We start from the raw sequence: 22,447 nt of genomic DNA, 5'->3' as shown, positions 1-22,447 counted from the left end.
GATTTATATCCGCCTATTTTACGGTCAGTCGTTTTTGTTTAACCAGTTGGTCAGTATTTTTATATATTTTTTGTTTTCTTCTACAAAAGCCATGTGGCGGCTGAATTCAAATAACTCCCATTCTGAATTGGGAATTTTGTCATACATTGTTTTTGCAATAAGCGGTGAGCAGAGATCAGTAAGGCCGCTGGTTATTAAACACGGTTCCTGGATATTTTGAATTTCTTCCAGAAAATCAAAATCTTTTAATGTACCTGTCGGAGTAAACTCATTTTGACCCCATGCGGTTAAATAGGATTCTGATCCGGCAGTTTTCGGACGTCTTAAACATTCGGGGGAATCTGGACTCACCGGGCTTGCACAGTAGCGGAGCATGAATTCCGATTCGGCTTCTCTGTATTTTTCTGAAGAATAGTCCCCGGTTTTTTCTGCTTCTGCGATGGCATTCTGCATTTTTTGTGGAAGGTATTTGATTCTCCGGCGCTGTTCTTTTTTCCATAGTGTGGAGGAAGGCAGAGTGCTGGCCAGTATATAGCTCTTTATTCCCTTTGGTTTGTATTGGCAGGCATATTGAATTGCCATCATTCCGCCCCAGGACTGACCAAGCAGGTGAACTTCATCCAGGTTGAGATATTTGCGAAGCTGGATTAATTCCTCAATCCATGTTTCTGCGTTCCATAGATTGGGGCGGGAAGGTATTGAAGACAATCCGCATCCCAATTGATCGTACATTATAAGTGCACGTCCATCTTCTGCAGCTTTGTCGAGCACTTCAAAATAATTGTGTGTGGAGCCGGGACCGCCGTGCAATAGCAGAAGTGGTTTTTTGTTTCCTGTGCATTTTCCCACTATGCGGTAATAAGTTTTGTATTTCAGATATGGCATGTAGCCTTCAGTGATTTTCATGAATAAATCCTCCTTTGGCGATAAAAATTTATCCGAACGCTGCCATTGCTAATACCCCCAGCTTCTCAAAGTGGGAGATAAGCACTGCTGTGCGTCTGGATAAGGTGATTCTTAGGTTCGGCAGGCGAACCCACCTGGACCTGAGAATCACTTGATAGTATATTTCCATTATATATTAAATTCAGATTTTTTAATACGGGTTTGCAGCAAATTTGTGGATGGAGAGCAAAAAGTGAAAGTAGCGGCACTTTTTGGTATAATTGGGTTGATTCTAGATTTTGTGAGAAATGGAGGGATATCGGGTGATACTGAGTGTAAGCAGAAGAACAGACATACCGGCTTTTTACAGCAAATGGTTTTTCAACAGAATAAAAGAGGGATTTGTACTGGTAAGGAATCCATTTAATACAAAACAGGTCGGCAAAATAAATTTAAATCCGGAAATTGTGGATTGTATAGCATTTTGGACCAAAGATCCCGGGAAGATGCTTGACAGGCTTGATGAAATCAGAGAGTACAACTATTATTTTCAATTTACTTTGAACCCCTATGACAGAACGTTGGAGAAAAATGTACCCGGAAAAGAATATCTCATAGACACTTTCATTAAACTATCCTTGAAAATCGGCAGGGACAGGGTGATATGGAGATATGATCCAATAGTGCTGACTGATAGATTTACTAAAGAGTACCACTGTAAATGTTTTGAATATCTTGCTGAAAAATTGGGTCCCTATACTGATAAATGTGTTATTAGCTTTTTGGATTTATATAGGAAGACCGAGCGTAATTTACGCAGTATAAATGTTTTACCCATAGGGAAAAATGACATGTTTCAGCTGGCTGAAAAGTTTTCGAAAATAGCATTTAGGTATGATCTGACCGTTGAAACTTGCTCGGAGGATATAGATTTGTCCAGGTTTAATATTTCCCATGGCAGATGCATAGATGATAAGCTGATTTCCCATATTGTGGGACAAAAGCTGTCTGTAGAAAAGGATCCCAATCAGAGAAAGGCATGCGGGTGTGTGAAAAGCATCGATATAGGAGCTTACAACAGCTGTGGTCATAACTGTCTGTACTGTTATGCAAATTCCAGCGGTGATATTGTTGAGAGAAGTTTATCGATGCATGACGAAAACTCTCCACTGCTGGTGGGAAGATTGTGTGGGGATGAAAAGATTATAGACAGAGATGTAAAATCTTATAAAACCGGCTTTTATTTTTGAAGTATTTGCATAATTTATCTAAAACAATCTAAAACTAACATGGGTGATATTTATGGATGATTTCAACATGAATGACAATATACAAAAGATTGTTGACGGACTCGGAAACACGGATACTGTTATAAAAAGATATTTTGAGATAGGAAGTAAGCTGCCAGTACAGGCCGTGCTCCTCTACGTGGATTCTCTTGCCGACAGGGAATCTATAAATTTAAATATATTGAAACCTCTTATGCTGCAGGTGAAGGGTGATTTGTGCCTGTCGGCGGATATATGCGATATAATATGCAAGAAGTATATAACTTCAAGCAGCACATCCGTAGAAAATGACGCTAACAAGGCCATATTTGCGATGAAGCGCGGAAACACCGTGCTTATTATAGAGCAGGTAGACGAGTTTATAGTAATAGATACAAAAGATGGAAAATACAGGCAGATATCGGAACCTTTAAATGAGTATTCAGTCAGAGGTTCAAGAGAGGGTTTTGTGGAAAACCTGGAGACAAATGTGAGCATGATCAGAAGGATGGTAAAACACCAGGATCTGACCATTGAAAATTTTACTTTGGGGAAATACACGCAGACGGATATAAAACTGATGTATGTAGACAGCATTGCAGACGAGAGCGTTATGGAGAAGATACGTGACAGATTGTCTTCTATAGATGTGGATTCAATAACGGGGGCAGGTATAATAGAACAGTATATAGAAGGCCACCCATATAGTTTGTTTCCGCAGTGTTTTGCAACGGAGAGACCTGATATAGTCATAAATGATTTATTGGAAGGAAGGGCCGCAATATTATGTCAGGGTACACCGTATGCCCTTGTGGTACCGGCATTGTTCATAGAATTTTTTCAGGCAGTGGAAGATTATTACGAGAGAAGCATACTGTCCTCCATGATCAGAATACTGAGACTTCTCGCTGTTATTTTGGTCATAACTCTCCCTGCCGCCTACCTGTCATTTATAAAGTTTAATTCGGAACTTATACCGGTGAAATTTCTCCTCCCGCTGGTATCCACGAGACAGGGACTTTTGCTGACTCCATTGATTGAAATATTGTGTATGGAAATGATAGTGGAATTTCTGAGGGAAGGAGGGCTGAGGCTGCCCGGAAAAATAGGTCAGACTCTCAGCCTTGTCGGTGGGTTTATAATCGGAGATGCTGCATTGAGGGCAAAGCTTGTGAGTCCTGCCACCCTCGTGGTCGTGGGGACTGCCGTAATTGGAACATTTGTCATTCCAAACTATGACATGTCACTTTCCATACGTATAGCGAGGTTTCCAATGATAATACTTGCAGACATATTTGGAATTGTGGGTATAGCTGCAGGCTGGTATTTGATCTTGCTGCATTTGTTTTCAATGGATACTTTTGGAGTACAGTACCTCTCCTTAAAAAAGAACGATTTGAAGGACATATTCATCAGGGGCCAATTGTGGAATATGGACAAAAGACCTGAATCCATGCCGAATAAGAACAAGATCAGGATGGGAAATTCCATGAAAAAATTTAGGGGGAGACATTAAATGCAAAACAGTTCTGAAAGTAAGATAACTTCATATCAGCTGCTTTGTATTTTGACAGGTACTGCAATAGGTATAGGATTGATGGATCTGCCAAACCAAGTAACTGAAATTGCAAAGCAAAATGGCTGGGTTTCGGTTATTATAGGAGGTATTTATCCTCTGTACATAGTGTATATTGCAGATATACTGCAGAACAAATTTCCGGATGAAAACATATTGCAATTGAGCAGAAAATTTTTGGGAAAGGTTTTTGGAAATTTACTCAATTTGCTTTTTATGTTTAATTTTATACTCTATACTACAACCGTTGCATCGGGTTTGACCATCCTTTTGAGTACTTTTATAATGTATTTTATGTCTCCTATAAAATTGCTCGTATTCATAGTTTCTCTGGGGGCAATATCCAGTTACAGCGGTTTAAGACCCCTGGCAAATATAAACGAGTTGATCTTTGTGTTTACCATAGTTGTCGCCCTTATTCCTCTTGTTGCACTGGGCAGAGGAAAACTTTTAAATGTGCTCCCGCTGTTTGACAGCAGTGTTGAATCCCTATTTAAGGCGAGCGTTGAGTCATGTTTTTCCTACGGTGGTATAGAAATAATATTTTTGTTTTATCCTCTGGTTAGTGATAGGGAAAAATTTAAAAGTTATATGTTAAAAGGGGTGCTGTTTCTGATAATTTTGTATTCGTCCCTGACTTTCCTGACCATATACTACTGCGGAATAGATTTGATAAAAAAGTCATTTTGGTCGATACTCATAGCTACTAAATCAATTGAAATACCTATAATAAACAATTTTAGATTTATATTCATGTTTTTATGGAGCATAGTAAACTTTAAAACCATCTCCAACAGTTATTTTGCATCCGTATTCATATTGAAGGATATGTTTAAAAAACTTTCAATAAAGAAGCTGTCCGTAATTTTATTTCCCTTTATAGTGTTGATGTCTTCTAATTATATAAACGAAGAAGCCCGTAGAACTTTTCTGAAATTTATAGTTCCAAAATACACTTTATTCAACATAGTGTTTTTGACTGTGATCTGTCTTATAGGACTTTTGAAAAAGGATGGTTTAAATGAAGAAAAATAAATTTCTGATCATAATACCCCTTTTAGTTATAATATTTTCATTTTTCATAACGGGTATAAAAAATTCGGATATAGTTGAAAATATGGAAATAGTGGCTGGGCTCGGTTCGGATGTCGAATACAAGACTCCTGGGTCGGTATCGTACAGCATACCGTTGTCCACGTATATATTTAGGGGCATTAGCGGCGATGACGAGAATGTCAAGGTAAGCAGCACAGTGAGAAAGGGAGTTGGAAAAACTTTAGGTCAAACCAGGGAAAACAGACAGTCGAAAGCGGATAAGAAAACAATATTGGGTTTTGAAAAGGTGTATATAGTAAGTGAAAGCAGTGCTGCCTACGGACTTGAACCCATAGTTGACATATTGTTTAAAAACCCCCAGCTTAATGATACGGGTTATTTTGCAATATGCAGGGGAAAGGCTGAAGATATGCTTTCCCATAAGGTTGAAGGCTATCCAAGTTCCTCCGATTTTATAGAAGGCCTTTTGAAAAACGAGTTTAATTATTCCTTTTTTCCTAAGAATATAAAAATAACAGATCTGTATACTTCACTTTATGTCGAGGGTACTAATCCCGTGGTGCCCTATATTGAAACAAATGGAGACAATATAGAGGTATCGGGAATGGCCCTGTTTAAAAATGGAAAGATGGTCGCAAAATCGAATTTTGATGACAGTAAATGGCTTAATTTGATGAGAGATAACAAAGTATGTGGAATTGTGAGCTTGCAAAAAGATTCCAGGAATTATGCGGATCTTTATGCGAATTCATTTAGAAAAGTCAATGTGGATAAAATTCATGGGAAGCTTCATTTTACGATAAATTTGAAATTAAAGGGTAGTGTGATTACAAATACTTATTTTAAGGATATTTCAAAGAACGAGAGTGCCAAAAGAGCTTTTGAAGAGAAAATCGGAGAAAAGGTACATAGAAATTGCTGCTCGGTTATAAATAAAATGAAGACGGAATATAAAACTGACTGCCTGGGTCTTGGTAAATATGCTGCAGCCAAATATGGAAGGTGGAGCAATGTGGACTGGGACAAAGAAGTGCTTGATTCCAGTATAGATGTAAATGTAAAAGTGTCTATAGAGAACTGGGGACGAGGTTCCTTTGAAAAAAATTCCCGGGAGCAATAGGGCAAATTTTATGTTATTATATAAGTGATATAAAATAGATTCAAAAGAGGGTGGGACAGCTGGTAAGAAATTATATGGAAGATGTAGTTGACGAGCTTTTGCCAAGAGTTTTGGAAAATTACGATAATATATGTAAATGTCCTCGGTGTATTGATGATATAAAGGCCATAGTTTTAAACAATCTCAAGCCTAAATACATATCTACGGAAAAAGGTCTCTTGTATACTAAAACCAATGAACTTTCTAGAGAATTTACTACTAACGTGATAAAGGAAATAGCACTTGCTATAAACATAGTGTCCAAAAACCCACACGATCATTGAAATATAAACCAGCACCCCTGCATTTTAGGTGCTGGTTTTTGTAATATCTTTAAAATTTATTTCGCAAGTTCATATATTGCATGGGCGTATATCTTGGCATTCATTATTAGATCTTCAATTTCAATATATTCGTTGGCTTGGTGGTCAAGGTCCGGCTTCCCGGGGAATATTGGCCCGAATCCAATTATATTTGAAAGTTCCTTGGCATAAGTTCCGCCACCTATCCCATAGGCTTTTCCCTCTTTTCCCGTTTGTTCTTTGTAGACTTCGAGAAGGATTTTGACCAATTTACTGTCTTCAGGGAAATAAAGGGGTTTATCGGCTTTTACGTCTTCTATTTTTGCACCGCATTTTGCAAATTCCATGGAAACAGTGTCCATTATTTTTTCACCGTCTGCAGTAACAGGATATCTCATGTCTATCCACAGATCTGCCTTTTTATCGTTGATTTCGGCAACTCCGACATTCCATGACAATTTTCCTGATGGTTTGTCTTCACATGCTATTTTAAGTGAAGTGCCTTCTGTCTCAAATCCAACATATTTGTTAAAGAAGTTTATATATTCTGCAAGAGGAGAAGGTCCTCCAATGATAGTCCCTAAAAATTCAAAAGTCTGCATTACGGCATTCTTGCCCATTTCGGGCATACTTCCATGGGCTCCTACCCCGAAAGTGTGGAGGACTACGTCTCCGTCTGCGGTTTCAGTTTTCATATTGTAACCTTTTTTGCCGGCAAAGTCCTTTACTGCTTTTACAATACCGTCTGGATCTTTTGTACCTATCACGGTACTACACTTGTCGGGGACCATATTTGGTCTTATTCCACCTTTTAACGATTTGATTTTAATTTTACCTTCTGAAGGGTTTAGATCTTTGACGATGTGAAATCTTCTTATTCCTTTTTCGGCATTTATAAGTGGATACATTGCATCTGGTGTGAATCCGGATACTGGAACTTTTTCCTTCTTATTATATACCTTCATTTCGGAGCTTCCCGTTTCTTCATTTGTCCCGAAAATAACTCTTACTTTTTTTGAAAGCGGTATTTTAAGTTCTTTTATAGCTTTTAACCCGAAAAGGGCAGCCATTGTAGGTCCCTTGTCATCCAGTGAACCCCTGCCATAAATTTTACCTTCATGGATTTCTGCTGCATAAGGCGGGTGAATCCAATTGTCTCCTTCTGGTACTACATCCATATGCCCCAGAACAGCTACATAATCGTCTCCCTTGCCATATTCCGCATATCCATAATATCCCTCTTCTTCTTTATATGTGTTGAATCCAAGGTCCGCTGCAATTTCAAGAGCTTTATCAAGTGTTTTTCCTACGCCTTCGCCAAAAGGCATGCCTGGTTTTTCTCCATCGAGAGTGCTTTTGATTTTGATTACTTCCTGGGCTGATTTGATCAGTTCTTCTTTCATTTCATCAATTTTTTTATTAAGTTCCATGCGTAATCCTCCTCCTATTGACATACTTGATATGTAAATGTTTATAATGCCGATTTTACACAGTTTATCTGACACAATTATTGTATACCCTTTTTTATATTTTTTCAATATACTTGAATTTTTTATTGAATTATACTATTTTTTGTACTTGATTTTATTCAATTTTCAAATAAAATAGGCAGTATATGCAATTTTAACAAATTTAAAATGTAAAATTCTCGAAAATTTAGACATATGGATTAATTGGAAGTTTAAGGTTAAAAGTCAGCTTTAAATTGAGAAATTCAGTAAATATGGTTTCATATACATATTTGTATTTGGAAAAGAATTATCATATAATATAAATTAGCGTATGTGATGATTCAAAATATTTTTAAAATAACGGGAGGTAGATCATCATGCCAAATTTTGCAAATCCTTTTCAGGGAAATGTAGACAGGAAAATGACCAAGGAAGAACTGATTCAGGCTGTAAGACTTGATATTGCAGGAGAACTTGAAGCTATATATTTATATGAATCCCATGTACTGGCGACGGATGATGCTGCAGCTAAAAAGGTGATAGCAGATATAAGAGACGAGGAGAAAGCACATGTAGGGGAACTTATGTCACTGCTCAAAATACTTGACCCCGATGAAGCGGTACATTTTGCATCTGGCGAAACGGAAGTTGCGGAAATGATGGAAGAATTGAATATTCAAATTCCTGAAGTAAAGAAGACAGCGGTTAAAGATGAATCCACCCAAAAAACTGTTGGAAGTTTAATAAAGGACTAAGGAGGGAATTGTCATGGATTATTTATCAAGGGAAAGTGCACCTTTTTCGGCCGATTTGTGGAAAAAAATAGATGATACAGTTGTGGACACTGCAAGCAGGGTACTAGTTGGAAGGCGCTTTTTGAATATATTCGGACCTCTTGGCGTAGGCATGCAGAGCATAAATTTGGACAGCACCGATATTGGAAAATCAGTGCAAGAAGAAACCGCAGGCGGAATATCGAGGATCGGGAGAAGGAAGTACGAAGAAATCCCTCTGTTGTATAATGACTTTACTCTTCTCTGGAGAGACATTGAAAATAGTGAAAAATTTGATTATCCTCTGGATCTGTCTCCGGTTATAGCTGCTGCCGAAACATGTGCACGAAAAGAGGACAAGCTAATTTTTCTGGGAGATGAAAGTTTCGGATATGAGGGAATCTTTAATGCCGTGGGTATCAACAAAATGGAGAAAAGTGACTGGAAGTCTGGAGAAAACCCATTTTCAGATGTCGCTTCAGCAGTGAAGATTTTAACTGAGCAGGGTATTTACGGAAAATATGTACTTGTTGTAAGTCCTGATTTATACCTTCAAATGCAGCGTATACAACCGGGAACAGGAGTGCTTGAAGTTGACAGGATTTCTAAACTGCTGGACGGAAACATATTTACAAGTCCGGTTCTCGGCACAGATAAAGGAGCTCTTTTATGCAGTGAACCAAATTATATGGACATTGCAATAGGTCAGGACATGGCAACGGCATATCTTGAACTTAAGGATTTGAACCATGTTTTGAGGGTGCTGGAAACAGCGCTTTTAAGAATAAAGAATAAAAAGTCCATAGTTGTTTTTGAATAGTCAGATCAAACAGCGGGAGAAGTGAATTTATTGAAGAATTCACTTCTTTTTTATATTTTGAAAAATTATAGAAGAAATACCTATAAAAAAAACCTGAAAGTAGACGATAAACTGGGAAACATATATGACAAAAGTAATATAGGGGGTAATTGATATGGAAATTAAAAAGAAGATGCCGTTGTTTGTATTGTTTATAGTAGCTGTACCAATAATTGTTATAAGTTTAACAGTTTATTTTGTAAACTCGAGGGCAATGCTAAAAAGCAGTAAAAATAATATGAGTCTGAGTACCAGCTTAGTTTCAAACCATGTAAACGATATTGTGGAAAATGAAAAAAATGAAGCATACATGCTTTCACAGCAGAAGGAGATTGTAGATGCAGCTAAGACAAGGCAGCAGGAAGGCAGGGACGAATTTTTCAAGAACTATGGTACTGGTGAAAGTCCGGCCGATCTGGTACTGAAGAAAAAATTCCAAAGACTTAAAGATCATCAACATCTCTCTCTGGTAGATTCCAGTGCCATGATAATCTGTGATAGTGATCCGGATAATGTAAAAGTTGATTTGAGCAGCAGGAAATATTTCAAGGAGGCAATTTCAGGAAGAGAATGCGTAGGCGATGTTATGAAGTCAAAGATAAAGGGAAAATCGGTGATTGTCTTCGCGGCACCGGTAAAAGATGAAAACGGGAAGGTTATAGGTGTTATTGCCAATACCGTATATACTGATTTTTTCACTAAAAGCCTATCCAAAATAAAATTTGGCTCTACGGGTTATGCATATATGGTAGACAGCCGCGGCATGATGTTGTCCCATCCCGACAAGGATAAGATATTGAAACCTGTGCAAAATAATGTAATAAAAAGTGTTGCCGACAGGGTTAAAGACGGGCAGAATGTTGAAAGCAGTGTGGGAACCTATAAGTATAATGGAAGTAAAAAATTATCTGGATATATTGTGATACCCGGCGTCAAGTGGATTTTGGCAGCATCCCAGAATATGAGCGAAGTAAATAAAGATACAAGAAATATACTTTTTATAAACTCTGCGATTGGTTTGGTTATAGCACTTCTTGCAATCTTTATAGGACTTAAGTTTTCTTCTAATATCACTGCCCCTCTTGGAAAATTACTGGTTTCTATGGATACTGCGGCTGAGGGCGATGTTACTGTGAGGTCTGACATATCCGGAGATGATGAGATAGGAAAATTGAGTTCCGGGTTTAACAAGATGATTGAAAATCTATCCGGTATTATTGACAATGTTAAAAGCAATTCCGGCAGTGTAGAGGAACAATCCGTTAACCTGTCCTCGGTTTCAAATGAAATTGCATCTTCGTCGCAGAACGTGGCGGATACCATACAGGAAGTTGCCAAAGGCTCGGAGTCACAGGCGGAAGATCTGGATAAAATCAACTCCATAGTAAATAATTTTGCACTGGAAATTGAAAACATTGTAAAGTCTATACAGGAGATGTATAAGAGTATCGGGAATATAAATGAAATGTCAATGGACAGCAATGACAAGATGAAAATTTTAAAGGATTCCATAAATGGTGTAAGTACTTCTTTCAAGGATTTTATGAATAAAATCAACAATTTGAATGAAGGCATAAAACAGATAGATAGTATTGTAGATGTTATAGACAATATAACTGACCAGACTAATCTCCTTGCCTTGAATGCCTCTATAGAAGCCGCCAGAGTTGGAGAAAAAGGTAAGGGCTTCGTAGTAGTTGCGAGTGAAATAGGAGAACTGGCGGAAAAATCCAAGGAATCTGCCGGCAATATAGCTCATTTGATAGAAAAAATATATGATGACACGAAATTGATGGTAAAGTCTGCAGGAGATGTCAATATTGAATTGAAACAGCAGATAGATGCGGTCGGGGATTCTATTGAAGCTTTTATGGGCATCTCAAAGGCTGTGGGTACTGTGGATTCAGAAGCCAGGCTGATAAGCAGTTCGGCTTCAAAAATAGATGATAAAAAAAATCAGATAGTCGGAAGGATTGAAAGCGCATCTTCTACGGCACAGCAGGTATCTGCCTCGGCAGAAGAGGTGTCGGCTACTTCTGAAGAGGTAAGTGCATCTACGGAAGAAATATCGTCTTCTGTGGATAAGCTGAGCAGTACCGCCAAAGTTATGACAGATTCCGTTAAAAAATTCACCGTAAAGTGATTTTTAGGTTCAGGTGCGCAGCAGTACTTATCTCCCACTTTGAGAAGCTGGGAGTATGGCAATGGCAGCGTTAGGATAAAAAATGTAAATGCCGGGTCCTGCTAGAAACACAGCTTTATTATCAAAGGTATGGTTATTATGGAGAGCAGTGAGGAAAAAGAAACTATGAAAGCTGAATATTCCTTGTCCTTATTGAAATTTTCTGCAAAAATTGTGGTAAAGGCACCGGCAGGCATGGCCTGCATCAGAATGAGGGTTTTTATGACGGTGGAATTGTCGCCGGACAGAATTGAAATAAAATAGAGTACTTCAGGTAAAAGTATAAGTTTTATAAATGATCCGTAATACAGACTCCTGTCCTTTATGATTTTTTTGAGCTCGCTCCTTGACAGAAGACTCCCTATTATGAGCATGGATATCGGCGTGGTGAGTCCTCCCACCATATCTATAGTATTCATGAATACTGCAGGTATCTTTATTGAAAATATCATTATTATAAGTCCTATGAAGGAAGAAATTATTCCAGGATTTTTTAGGCATTTTTTAAGTCCCCCGAGACTCTTGGTATTGGTAAAGAGCATTACACCGTAAGTCCACACGAAAATGCTGAAGAGCATGTTGAAAACGGCAGCGTATATCACGCCTTCCTTTCCAAAAACACTTTGTGCCACGGGAAATCCCATAAAGCCGCAGTTTGAAAACATCATTGCAAACTCGAGGGTGTTTCTCTTTCCCTTATCAATTACGAGAAGGAGGGGCTTTACTAAAAGAGGGGTCAGTGCGAATATTATAAAACTATATATGAAGGATTTTATTACGTTGTTTTTCATATTGGGACCATAGGAAAAACTAAAGGAAGAGATAACTAGAAAAGGAGTTGTTATTTCTACCAACAGCTTGGACAATCCATTTGAAAAGTTTTCGTCTATTATGTTCTTTTTTCCCCCATAGAATCCTACAAGGGCAACTAAAAATAACGATATTATCTGTGTTATTACCGTATTGACTCCCATATTGAACCTTCCTGAAAATTGTATTTCTGTTGATTAGCATAGCAAGTATTGCTGTAAAAGTCAAACAATCAATGGAATCTGTGGAAAATTAATTTAGGAAGTTACAGCTTTTTCTGATATAATGGGAATGTGTTTTAAATTGAAACAGGAGGAAAAGATATGAAGGTTTTTGCAATTGCTCCCTATAATGGATTAAAAGAATTAATTCTTCAGCTGGCTGAAAATGAAAAAGATATTGATCTGCAGGCAGAAGTTGGTGATCTGGATTTGGGGGTGGAAATAGCAAAAAAAGCACAGAGAATGAGTGCCGATATTATTATAAGCAGGGGTGGAACTGCAGAACTCATACAAAGGGAGGTAGATATTCCTGTAGTGGATATAGAAGTCTCCGGCTATGACATACTGCGGGTGGTAACTCTTGCAAGCGGCCTGAAGGGAAGGGCAATTATCGTTGGGTTTCCAAAGATATCCGAGGAAGCAGCTACCATCTGTTCATTACTTAATGTGGATATTCCCAATTATGTTATTCATAGTGAAGATGAAGTAGTGCCTAAGCTGCAGGAAATCAGCAAGAGGGATTACCAGGTAATCATCGGGGATGTGGTTACTACCCGGAAAGCAAAAAAACTGGGATTTAATACGGTATTGTTTACGTCCGGCAGGGAAAGTGTTTTGAAATCCTTCAATGATGCCAGAAAAATTTATAAAGTTTTAAAAAAAGCTAGAATGGAGCAGATGATACCGGCAGCTGTCGTTGAACAGGCAGAGAGAGGAATTGTGGTTTTTGATGGGGCTTTCAAGTGTGTCTACTCCAATGCCTATTTTAACAGTATATTCGGGGGCGGCCTGGATTTTATAAAAAAAGAGTGGATGGATTCAATACTAAACGGGGATAAATTTAATACTGTAATTGAACTTGATAACTTTGCGTGGAAGGTTTATGGAAACCAGATAAAAAAAGAAAATAAAGTCTATATTGTATTTCTTCTGGATAGGATATCAGGTTATTCAAGGGATAAGATCCCCGGAGTTGCTATAAAGAACAGCAGTACAGGTGAAACTTTGTCTTTACTTCTGGAAAGCGGATATATGAAAAATATATTGGAAAAAGTGGATAGGTGCAAGGGCACAAACGTACCAATATGGATTTTAGGTGAAAGGGGAACTGAAAAAGACGACTTGGCGGAATTTTTACATTTTGGATATGAAGCTGAATCCGGAAGCTTTGTCACCCTGGATTGTAATTTGATTTCAGAAGGGGACTTAGGTAGAATTATTTCCAACAGTGATATTTTAAATATAGATACAGGCACTGTTTATTTTAAGGATATACAGGAATTGTCCCCAAGTAGCCAGAATCTGCTGAATGAATTCCTGGATTGCAATGGGAATATTGCTTCTAAATTTATAATATCATCCCTGGATAATTTAGATGATATAGTGGAAAAAGATAAATTCAGCTTGAGTTTGTATTATAAGATCTCGCCCGTTACTTTAAAAATTCCTCCTCTTAGGGATAGAATTGATGAAATGGGCAGTTTAGCCAGGTTGTTTATAAATGAATATAATACTTTTTACGGGAAACAAATTGTGGGGATCAGAAATGATGCGCTTTTAGAATTAAAAAAACATAAATGGAAGGGAAATATGCTTCAATTTAGAAAGACAATAAAGCAAATAGTTATGTTTTGTAAAAATGATTATATAGAATTGAATGATGTAAGGGAGGCACTTGACAATATGCCATGCGGCTCTGACATGGAGAATGATAGCGTGGAGCTTAATGGAACCCTCGAGGAAATTGAAAAAAATATTATTCAGAAAATATTGAAGAAAAATCAAATGAATCAATCCAAAGCGGCAAAGAAACTTGGCATAAGTCGTTCCACTTTATGGCGCAAATTGCAATAGCGCCTTTTTTTTATACAAAAAAATATAAATAACTATTGCAATTTAAAACATATACATATATAATAAAAGCTGTAATCGATTTTATTATGTTTTAATTTAAAACATAATAGCTAAATAGATAAGAAACATGTTTCATAGAAAAGGAGGAAATTTAAGTGGAATTAAAAGGAATTATAGCTATAATGATTAAATTTTATAAAAAGCGAATATAAATATCATTGAAAGCGAGGGAGTATTGTATGCAGAAAATATATGGATTTAAGACGGCGGATAATATTGTTGCAGGTGAAAATTCCATTGAAACCCTGAAAGAAAATATAGGCGTTGTAGGAAATAAAGTCAAAAGAGCACTGATTGTTACTCAAAAACCCATGCAAAACTTAGGTTTTGTAGATATCATAACTAAGCAGCTGGATGAAATTGGAATCAAGGCTGATGTCAATACGGATATTATTCCGGAGCCCACTGTAAAAAGCATAGAGGATATATCAGGCAATATCAGAAAAAAACATTACGACCTGTTAATTGGTGTAGGAGGTGGAAGTGTCCTGGATACTACAAAAATCCTGGCAGTACTTGAGACAAATAATAATTCCATAAAAGAAATTTTAGGTACGGATTTGGTCAAATATCCGGGAATTCCTACAGTTCTAATTCCTACCACTGCAGGGACAGGCTCTGAAGTGACACCAAATGCCATTGTCACTCTTCCGGAAGAACAGCTGAAAATAGGTATGGTAAGCAGATATTTACTTCCCAAACTTGTGATAGTAGATCCCAGCTTGACAATTGGGCTTCCTAAATCTGTTACTGCCTCTACTGGCATGGATGCTTTTATTCATTCTCTTGAATCCTATATTTCAAATAAGGCCAATCCGATAAGCGATATGTTTGCACTCAGGTCAATAAAATTGATATCATCCAGTATAGTGGAGGCCTATCAGAACGGCGGATCTATTAGAGCAAGAGAAAATATGATTTTGGGATCACTTTACGGCGGCATGGCGTTAACGGCTGCGGGGACAGCTGCAGTTCACGCACTTGCATATCCCCTTGGAGGAAAATTCAAAATAGCACACGGTGTAGCAAATTCAATGCTTTTGCCCCATGTAATGGAATTTAATATGGACTGTATTGCTGATAGGCTCTGTGACGTGGCTAGATCTATGGGAATAAAAGAGAATCTTCCTGCGGATAAAACTGCGGAAAAGGTAATAGAGCGCCTGAGAGAATGGATTGAGATTTTGAATATTCCACAGGATTTAAGTGTATATGGAGTTAAAAAAGAAGATATTCATGGACTAGCTATATCTGCTTCTAAAGTTACCCGGCTTTTGGATAATAATCCTAAAAAATTAAGTGTAAAAGATATAGAGAATATCTACAGTAAACTATTAAGATAGGCAGACGGAGAAAATTGATGAAAATAGCAGTTATTTCAGATGATTTAACGGGTGCCAGTGATTGTGGAGGACAATTGATTCAATATGGATTGAATGTTTCCGTAATTTTAGATTGGAACGAATTGTCTTTAAAACAAAATGATGCAGTTATATATAATACAAATAGCCGTGATGTATCTGAACATGAAGCTTATAAACGGGTGAGATATGTTTCCGAATATTTAAAGGACAAGCCTTTTGACATAATTTATAAAAAAATAGATTCTACAATGAGAGGAAATATTGGACAGGAAATCAATGCCATGCAGGATGTGTTTCAGAGAGATTTTGTTATTATTGTGCCGGCCTATCCCAAAAATAAAAGGCAGGTGATAAACGGGACTTATTATCTAAATAATAAAAAATTAGTTGAAACGGAGGTAGCACAGGATCCCAAGACACCGGTGGAGGATTCTGTTATATACCGGTTGATTGGAAGACAATCCGATAGGAAGGTAGGTCACATTTCCCATAATGATTTGATTAAGGGATATGAGCATGTTTTTAAATGCTTGGTTGATTTCAAGAATAACAGTATATCTTATATCACAGTAGATACAGTTGATGAGAATGATCTAAAAAATGTAATTTCTTTTATAAAAATGACTAAATTTTCTGTCATATGGTGCGGTTCTGCAGGACTTATGGAATTTTTACCATCTGCCTACGGACTTGAGCAAGAAACTGGCAGGGCAGCTGAAGTTCCTGAAAATACCAACAGGGTTTTATTTGTAATTGGGAGCGTAAGTAAATCCAGCAGAGAACAGCTGGATGAATTGCTGTACTGTACAGACACGGTGGGAATAGAGGTTAAATCTACAGAAATTATTTTAAATGACAAGGATAGAAAAGATGAATGGAATAGAATAATGAAAAAGACAGCTGATTCTGTAAACTTGAATAAGAATATTGCCGTATTTTCCTCCAGTGAGGTGAAAAAAACCCAGAAAGCAGGAATGGAAAATGGGTATAGCTCAATTCAAATCAGCAATGTGATTTCAAGATTTTTGGGAAAAATATCAGCATGTATAATTGACAAATTCAAAGTAAAGAGTCTGTTTGTTACGGGAGGTGATATAGCTTATCAGGTTTTTGACAACTTGGATGCCAGCGAATTCAAGCTGCTGGGGGAAGTGGAACCCGGAATACCGTTTGGAATGTTGAAGAATAAAGATAAAATTTTTGCCGTAACGAAAGCGGGAAGTTTTGGCTCTAAAATGGCTATGGTTAAAGCTATTTTAGTTTTACGGGGAGACATGGTGAAGATTATAGATAATAACTAAGATTATAAAAAATAAAAATAAATAATTTGATAAAGGAAGGATTGGTAAAATGTTAAAGCCAGAAGGTATAATTACTCCTATAATTACTCCTATGATGGAGAATGAGGAAATCAACGAAGAGGAATTAAGGTTTCAGATTAATAGACTAATATCAGCCGGAATATATGGTATATTCTGTCTTGGTACGAATGGAGAGGCATATGCACTAAATAATGAAGAAAAATTAAGAGTGATAAAAATAACTGTCGATGAGGTTAACAAAAGAGTTCCAGTATATGTAGGTACAGGTTGTATAAGTACGAGGGAAACTATAAGTTTATCCCAGAAAGCTAAAGAACTTGGAGCAGATGCTTTATCAATTCTGTCACCGTACTATGTAGCTGTTACACAAGAAGATATATATAATTATTTTAGTGAAATTGCTGAAAATGTTAATCTACCCATTTTACTCTATAATATACCAGGAAGGACAGGTAATAATATAAACTATAAGACTGTTGCCAGGTTGGCAAAATATAAAAACATCGTAGGAGTTAAAGATAGTAGTGGAAATTTTGACAATACTCTGAGATATATAGAAAATACAGATGAAAGATTGTCAATACTATCGGGTAATGATTCTTTGATATTATGGACTTTGATGGCTGGAGGTTGTGGAGCAATAGCTGGAACTTCAAACTTGTTTCCTGAGTTGTTGGCTAAAATATATAAATTATGGAAAAAAGGAGATATTGTTCAAGCTAATATTTTACAAAAAAAATTGAGACCCATAAGAGATGTTATGCAGATGGGCAACCCTAATTCTGTTATAAAAAGAGGGATGAGTTTTCTTGGGTATAAAGTTGGATTAGCTAGAAGACCTGTAAGCGGGGTTAATGATAAATTGGATTCGGCACTAAAGAAAGCTTTAGAATTATATAAATAAAATATTGGATCTCAGGAGGTGAGAAAATGAAAAAAGTAGTTATTTCACATAGGCTCTATGAAGATGGAATGAAACTTCTAGAGGGAAATGTAGATATTAAAATAACTAATAACGGAAATGCGGAAGAAATAGAGTCTGATTTGGTTGATGCTGATGCCTTTATAATTCGAATAGGTCATATTGATAGAAAATCAATTATGAAGGCTAGAAATTTAAAAGTTATAGCTCGACCTGGAGTTGGTGTAGACAATGTAGATATTGATGCAGCTACTGAAAAGGGAATTCCTGTTGTTATTGCTCCAGGGGCTAATACGCGTTCTGTTGCAGAACATACTTTGGGTTTGATATTTGCTGCATCAAAAGATATTGTGCACAGTGATTTTGAAATGCGAAATGGTAATTTTGGAATAAGGAGTAGTTATAAAGCATTTGAGCTTTTGGGTAAGACTCTGGGTCTTGTAGGTTTTGGAAATATAGGCCGTGAAGTTGCGAAGTTATGTCAGAATATAGGAATGAAAGTAGTTGTATTTGATCCATTTGTAAAAAGTGAAATCATTGAGGAAAGTGGTTATAAATATGAAGACAGATTGGAAAAACTTTTACAAAAGTCAGATGTAGTTTCAATACATGTACCACTTACAGGCGAAACTAGGGGAATGATAGGCAAAAAAGAATTGAATATCATGAAATCAGATTCAGTTATTATAAATTGTTCTCGAGGAGGGATAGTTAATGAAAATGATTTAATTGAAGCTCTAAGAAATAATGTAATACATAGTGCCGGATTGGATGTGTTTTCAAATGAACCTTTAAGTAAGGAAAGTCCATTTTTCAAACTCAAAAATGTTATTGTTACTCCCCATATGGCGGCTCAAACTAAAGAAGCTGCTGCTGCTATGGCTACAATGGCTGCAAAAGGCGTACTTGATATTTTAGATAATAAAAAATATGAATATGTCGCAAATAAGGAGGTATATAACCATCCCAAATGGAGAAATATTCATTAATATATTGTGCAGCTGATATAAAAATTTAGTTGCAGGTCAATTAATATGTAAAAAAATTATAATTGGAGGGTATGTTATGCCATTGCTAATAGTTTTAATAGGGATTATAGTGTTGCTTATACTTATGATTCACTTTAAAATCAATGGGTTAATTTCGCTAATTGTAGTATCATTATTTGTTGGTATTATGGAAGGAATGCCAATATTAAAAGTTACTAAATCAATATATAATGGCGTTGGTGGACAACTTAGTAGTATTGCACTTATTGTTGCTTTTGGTGCTATGTTTAGTAAAATGTTGGATGAATGTGGAGCGGGTCAGCGTATTGCTATGACTTTAGTTCAAAAGTTCGGGTTGAAAAGAATTCAGTGGGCTATGATGATTACCGCTTTTATTCTTGGAATTACGATGTTTTATGAACCTGCTTTTGTTTTATTAATTCCTATTGTATATAGCATATCTAGTAAAACGAAAGTTCCGTTGATTGTGGCCGGTTTTCCAATGAGCGTTGGGCTATCTGTTACTCAATGTTTTCTTCCGCCCCATCCTGGCCCAACAGCTGTAGCTAATATGTATAATGCAAGTGTAGGAAAGACATTGTTATTGGGAATTATAATAGCAATTCCTGCTGCTTTAATAGTTGGAATTTTGTTTTCAAAAACAAAGCTTGTAAGAAATGCAAAGTGTTCTATACCAGAAGGATTAACTGCTGAAAGAGTGTTTTCTGATGAGGAAATGCCAAGCTTTTCAAGTAGTTTATCCATTGCGTTAATACCTGTAGTTTTAATGGCTTTTAATACGTTTGCTGAAATAATACTGCCTAAAACATCAAAAATATTAGTTTATACGGCTTTTTTTGGAGATGCCCCAATTGCTTTACTGATTGCAGTTCTAATTTCTATGATTGTACTAGGTATAAGGCGAGGTAAGGACTCCGATGAAATAATGAAAAGCTTTTCTGAAGGAGTAAAATCTGTTGCAATGATTATATTAATAATTGGTGCAGGGGGTGCCTTTAAACAGGTAATTGTTGATGCAGGGGTGGCAAATTATATTAAAAACATAGTTGGAAGTTTAAATGTTTCACCATTAATATTGGCATGGTCAATTGCGGCAACTTTAAGAATTTGTATAGGATCTGCTACAGTATCCGTAAATGCGGCAGCAGGAATTGTATTACCTCTGCTCTCACTTGGAAATGTAAATCCAGAACTTATGGTTCTAGCTACAGCTTCTGGTAGTTGTATTTGTTCGCATGTTAATGATCCTGGATTTTGGATGTTTAAAGAATACTTTAATATGCCATTAAGTGATGCATTTAGGACAAGAAGTACCTATACAACTATATTAAGCTTATGTGGATTAGCTGGAGTATTAATTCTTAACATATTTATTTAATGTAGTAAGTTATGAAATAGTTAAAATCTTAATATAATAGCTTTACTAGTGAAAGGATGAAACAGATGAAGAATAAAAAACCAATATTGGGTATTACCATGGGAGATCCTTCGGGAATAGGACCTGAGATTGCAGCCAAAACCCTGGCGAAAAAGAAGATATATGATATGTGCAGGCCTATTATTGTAGGTGATGCCAATGTTATGGTACAAGCAATAAAGATCACCGGTGTGGATTTGAAGGTAAATAGAGTTTACAATGTGGGTGATGCATTATTTAGATATGGCACTATGGACGTTTATGATCTCAAAAATACGGATATGGAGCAGCTTGTTTATGGAAAAGTATCAGCTATGGCAGGGAAAGCCGGTTTTGAAGCGGTAAAAAAGGTAATCGAACTTGCACTGCATGGAGAAATTGATGCTACCATAACAGGACCTATCAACAAGGAGGCGATGAACCTCGCCGGATTTCATTACTCCGGTCATACTGAAATATATGCCCATTATACCAAAACTAAAAATTATACTATGATGCTTGCATGCGGGAGTTTAAGGGTAGTACATGTATCTACCCATGTATCTCTGAGAGAGGCATGTGATCTTGTAAAAAAGAGCAGGGTGTTCGAAGTGATAAAGCTTGCGAATGAGACATGCAAAGATCTCGGAATATGCAGTCCTAGAATTGGAGTGGCAGGTCTGAACCCGCATGCGGGAGAAAACGGCATGTTTGGTTTTGAAGAGAAGCAGGAAATAGAACCGGCCATAGAAGAAGCAAGAAAAATTGGAATAAATGCCGAAGGACCCATACCTCCTGATACAGTATTTTCAAAAGCTAATGGAGGCCAGTATGATATAGTAGTTGCCATGTATCACGATCAGGGACATATTCCAATGAAAGTTGTTGGATTTAACTGGGATGAGCAAAGAAAAAAATGGACTTCGGTCAGCGGTGTTAATATAACTCTGGGTCTTCCTATAATAAGGGTTTCGGTGGATCATGGGACAGCCTTTGGAAAGGCGGGAAAGGGCACGGCCAATGAAGAGAGCCTTGTAAATTCCATAGAATACGGCGTTAAACTTGCCAATTCCAGAAAATTATAAATTGTACCAATGTAAAAATACCCGGGAATATTCGTATTCTCCGGGTATTTTGTAATTTGAATCTAAATGTCTGAACTTTTGATTGTCATGGGTTATAATAAAAGAGAATGTATATTTTAATTATTGAAAGTAGTGTGGAATAATTATGTGCGGTAAATTGAAAAAGGTCAGCAGGGGAGTCGATCCCGAGGACAGACGGTGGTTTTCAGAAGAATCCATTTCAAAGCTTCAAAAAGCTCAACAGGAAATAGAATGGCTTATTGACAGGGGTTACAAGGTATCTCCCGTTCTGAAGATGGTTGGGAATCATTATCAATTTTCTGTCCGGCAGCGAAATGCTTTAAAACGGTCAACTGCTTCTTCTGAAGAGGTGAAGTTGAGGAAGTCAAAATGTGTCTGCATTGATTCTTTGAAGGACAAATGCCTGTATATAGATGGATTTAATCTTATTATTACATTGGAGACGGCATTTTCAGGTGCCCCCGTAATATTGTGTAATGATGGAACCTACAGGGATCTGGCAGGACTTAGAGGAACTTATCGTATTATTGACAAAACCGATTATGCATTGGATGCTGTGGGGAGGAAGATTGATGACATGCAGATTCGCAGGGTAAACTTTCTTCTTGACCGGGGTGTGTCAAATTCAGGCAGGCTGAAAAAATTTATACTGGAATATTCTGTAAATTGGCATGCCTGTGTGGAAGTAAATCTTATGGATGATGTGGATTCTTTTCTATATGAGAAGGATAGAGTGGTGACAAGCGATTCCATAATACTTGACGAGTGTTTCAGCTGGTGCAATCTTGCAAGGACTACTATAGATGACTGTGTACCTTGTGCACGTATAGTGAATTTGGGCGGTGAAAACAATCAAAATTCAAAGTCCTGA

Annotated in this window: 20 protein-coding genes; 17 read left to right on the top strand and 3 right to left on the bottom strand. The window is 37.0% G+C overall.

Annotated elements, in window-relative coordinates; all coding sequences use genetic code 11:
- Positions 1 to 24 precede the first annotated feature (24 nt).
- Positions 25 to 906 carry a proline iminopeptidase gene (gene pepI / locus AB8S09_RS01880; RefSeq protein ID WP_294181538.1) on the bottom strand — a complete coding sequence of 294 codons (882 nt, stop codon included), beginning with the start codon at positions 904 to 906 and terminating at the stop codon, positions 25 to 27.
- 302 nt (positions 907 to 1,208) lie between these two features.
- On the opposite strand from pepI, the gene AB8S09_RS01875 reads away from it, so the two are divergent.
- The 5 genes from AB8S09_RS01875 (at position 1,209) to AB8S09_RS01855 (ending at position 6,228) form a co-directional block, all read left to right on the top strand.
- On the top strand, positions 1,209 to 2,135 hold the full coding sequence (locus AB8S09_RS01875) for a DUF1848 domain-containing protein (protein ID WP_294181536.1): 927 nt from the start codon (positions 1,209 to 1,211) through the stop codon (positions 2,133 to 2,135).
- 52 nt (positions 2,136 to 2,187) lie between these two features.
- Entirely contained in the window at positions 2,188 to 3,669 is a 1,482-nt protein-coding gene (locus AB8S09_RS01870; RefSeq protein ID WP_294181534.1) for a spore germination protein, read from the top strand.
- A complete protein-coding gene (locus tag AB8S09_RS01865) occupies positions 3,670 to 4,764 on the top strand; it encodes a GerAB/ArcD/ProY family transporter (RefSeq protein ID WP_294181532.1) in 1,095 nt (364 codons plus the stop codon).
- Positions 4,751 to 5,905, top strand: coding sequence for a Ger(x)C family spore germination protein (locus AB8S09_RS01860; RefSeq protein ID WP_294181530.1), 1,155 nt, complete (start codon positions 4,751 to 4,753; stop codon positions 5,903 to 5,905). Before AB8S09_RS01865 ends, AB8S09_RS01860 begins: the two co-directional genes overlap by 14 nt.
- A gap of 74 nt (positions 5,906 to 5,979) precedes the next feature.
- Positions 5,980 to 6,228, top strand: coding sequence for a late competence development ComFB family protein (locus tag AB8S09_RS01855; RefSeq protein ID WP_367112678.1), 249 nt, complete (start codon positions 5,980 to 5,982; stop codon positions 6,226 to 6,228).
- A gap of 56 nt (positions 6,229 to 6,284) precedes the next feature.
- On the opposite strand, the gene pepV is transcribed toward AB8S09_RS01855, so the two are convergent.
- Positions 6,285 to 7,676 carry a dipeptidase PepV gene (pepV, locus tag AB8S09_RS01850; protein ID WP_294181529.1) on the bottom strand — a complete coding sequence of 464 codons (1,392 nt, stop codon included), beginning with the start codon at positions 7,674 to 7,676 and terminating at the stop codon, positions 6,285 to 6,287.
- Positions 7,677 to 8,074: 398 nt separating this feature from the next.
- Here pepV and AB8S09_RS01845 point away from each other — a divergent pair, with 398 nt between their 5' ends.
- Genes AB8S09_RS01845 through AB8S09_RS01830 form a run of 4 tightly spaced genes read left to right on the top strand, consistent with a single transcriptional unit; the run spans position 8,075 to position 11,472 of the window.
- Positions 8,075 to 8,452, top strand: coding sequence for a demethoxyubiquinone hydroxylase family protein (locus AB8S09_RS01845; RefSeq protein ID WP_294181527.1), 378 nt, complete (start codon positions 8,075 to 8,077; stop codon positions 8,450 to 8,452).
- A 13-nt stretch (positions 8,453 to 8,465) separates the two neighbouring features.
- The gene (locus AB8S09_RS01840) at positions 8,466 to 9,290 is read left to right on the top strand and encodes a family 1 encapsulin nanocompartment shell protein (RefSeq protein ID WP_294181525.1); all 825 of its coding nucleotides are present in this window, start codon (positions 8,466 to 8,468) and stop codon (positions 9,288 to 9,290) included.
- Between the two features lie 30 nt (positions 9,291 to 9,320).
- Positions 9,321 to 9,443, top strand: coding sequence for a hypothetical protein (locus tag AB8S09_RS01835; protein ID WP_294181524.1), 123 nt, complete (start codon positions 9,321 to 9,323; stop codon positions 9,441 to 9,443).
- A 1-nt stretch (position 9,444) separates the two neighbouring features.
- On the top strand, positions 9,445 to 11,472 hold the full coding sequence (locus tag AB8S09_RS01830) for a methyl-accepting chemotaxis protein (RefSeq protein WP_369868365.1): 2,028 nt from the start codon (positions 9,445 to 9,447) through the stop codon (positions 11,470 to 11,472).
- Positions 11,473 to 11,573: 101 nt separating this feature from the next.
- Here the strand turns inward: AB8S09_RS01830 and AB8S09_RS01825 are convergent, their stop codons facing one another.
- A complete protein-coding gene (locus AB8S09_RS01825) occupies positions 11,574 to 12,485 on the bottom strand; it encodes an AEC family transporter (RefSeq protein WP_294181520.1) in 912 nt (303 codons plus the stop codon).
- A gap of 159 nt (positions 12,486 to 12,644) precedes the next feature.
- Between AB8S09_RS01825 and AB8S09_RS01820 the strand changes: the two genes are divergently transcribed.
- The 8 genes from AB8S09_RS01820 (at position 12,645) to AB8S09_RS01785 (ending at position 22,447) form a co-directional block, all read left to right on the top strand.
- Positions 12,645 to 14,396 carry a sigma-54-dependent Fis family transcriptional regulator gene (locus tag AB8S09_RS01820; RefSeq protein ID WP_294181518.1) on the top strand — a complete coding sequence of 584 codons (1,752 nt, stop codon included), beginning with the start codon at positions 12,645 to 12,647 and terminating at the stop codon, positions 14,394 to 14,396.
- Positions 14,397 to 14,635: 239 nt separating this feature from the next.
- A complete protein-coding gene (locus AB8S09_RS01815; protein WP_369868364.1) occupies positions 14,636 to 15,799 on the top strand; it encodes an iron-containing alcohol dehydrogenase in 1,164 nt (387 codons plus the stop codon).
- 17 nt (positions 15,800 to 15,816) lie between these two features.
- Positions 15,817 to 17,121 carry a four-carbon acid sugar kinase family protein gene (locus AB8S09_RS01810; RefSeq protein WP_369868363.1) on the top strand — a complete coding sequence of 435 codons (1,305 nt, stop codon included), beginning with the start codon at positions 15,817 to 15,819 and terminating at the stop codon, positions 17,119 to 17,121.
- A gap of 49 nt (positions 17,122 to 17,170) precedes the next feature.
- Positions 17,171 to 18,046 (top strand): 4-hydroxy-tetrahydrodipicolinate synthase, encoded by an 876-nt coding sequence (dapA, locus tag AB8S09_RS01805; RefSeq protein ID WP_369868362.1) that lies wholly within the window; start codon positions 17,171 to 17,173, stop codon positions 18,044 to 18,046.
- A gap of 26 nt (positions 18,047 to 18,072) precedes the next feature.
- Entirely contained in the window at positions 18,073 to 19,053 is a 981-nt protein-coding gene (locus tag AB8S09_RS01800) for a hydroxyacid dehydrogenase (RefSeq protein WP_369868361.1), read from the top strand.
- A 76-nt stretch (positions 19,054 to 19,129) separates the two neighbouring features.
- Entirely contained in the window at positions 19,130 to 20,452 is a 1,323-nt protein-coding gene (locus AB8S09_RS01795; protein WP_369868360.1) for a gluconate:H+ symporter, read from the top strand.
- Positions 20,453 to 20,517: 65 nt separating this feature from the next.
- The gene (gene pdxA / locus AB8S09_RS01790; RefSeq protein WP_294181505.1) at positions 20,518 to 21,555 is read left to right on the top strand and encodes a 4-hydroxythreonine-4-phosphate dehydrogenase PdxA; all 1,038 of its coding nucleotides are present in this window, start codon (positions 20,518 to 20,520) and stop codon (positions 21,553 to 21,555) included.
- A 145-nt stretch (positions 21,556 to 21,700) separates the two neighbouring features.
- A complete protein-coding gene (locus AB8S09_RS01785) occupies positions 21,701 to 22,447 on the top strand; it encodes a DUF434 domain-containing protein (RefSeq protein ID WP_294181503.1) in 747 nt (248 codons plus the stop codon).

Source organism: Clostridium lapidicellarium, assembly GCF_041224415.1.
GTDB lineage: Bacteria > Bacillota > Clostridia > Clostridiales > Clostridiaceae > Clostridium_B > Clostridium_B lapidicellarium.
The sequence above is the reverse complement of the archived record's forward strand: the minus strand, read 5'-3'. Positions and strand labels throughout refer to the sequence as shown.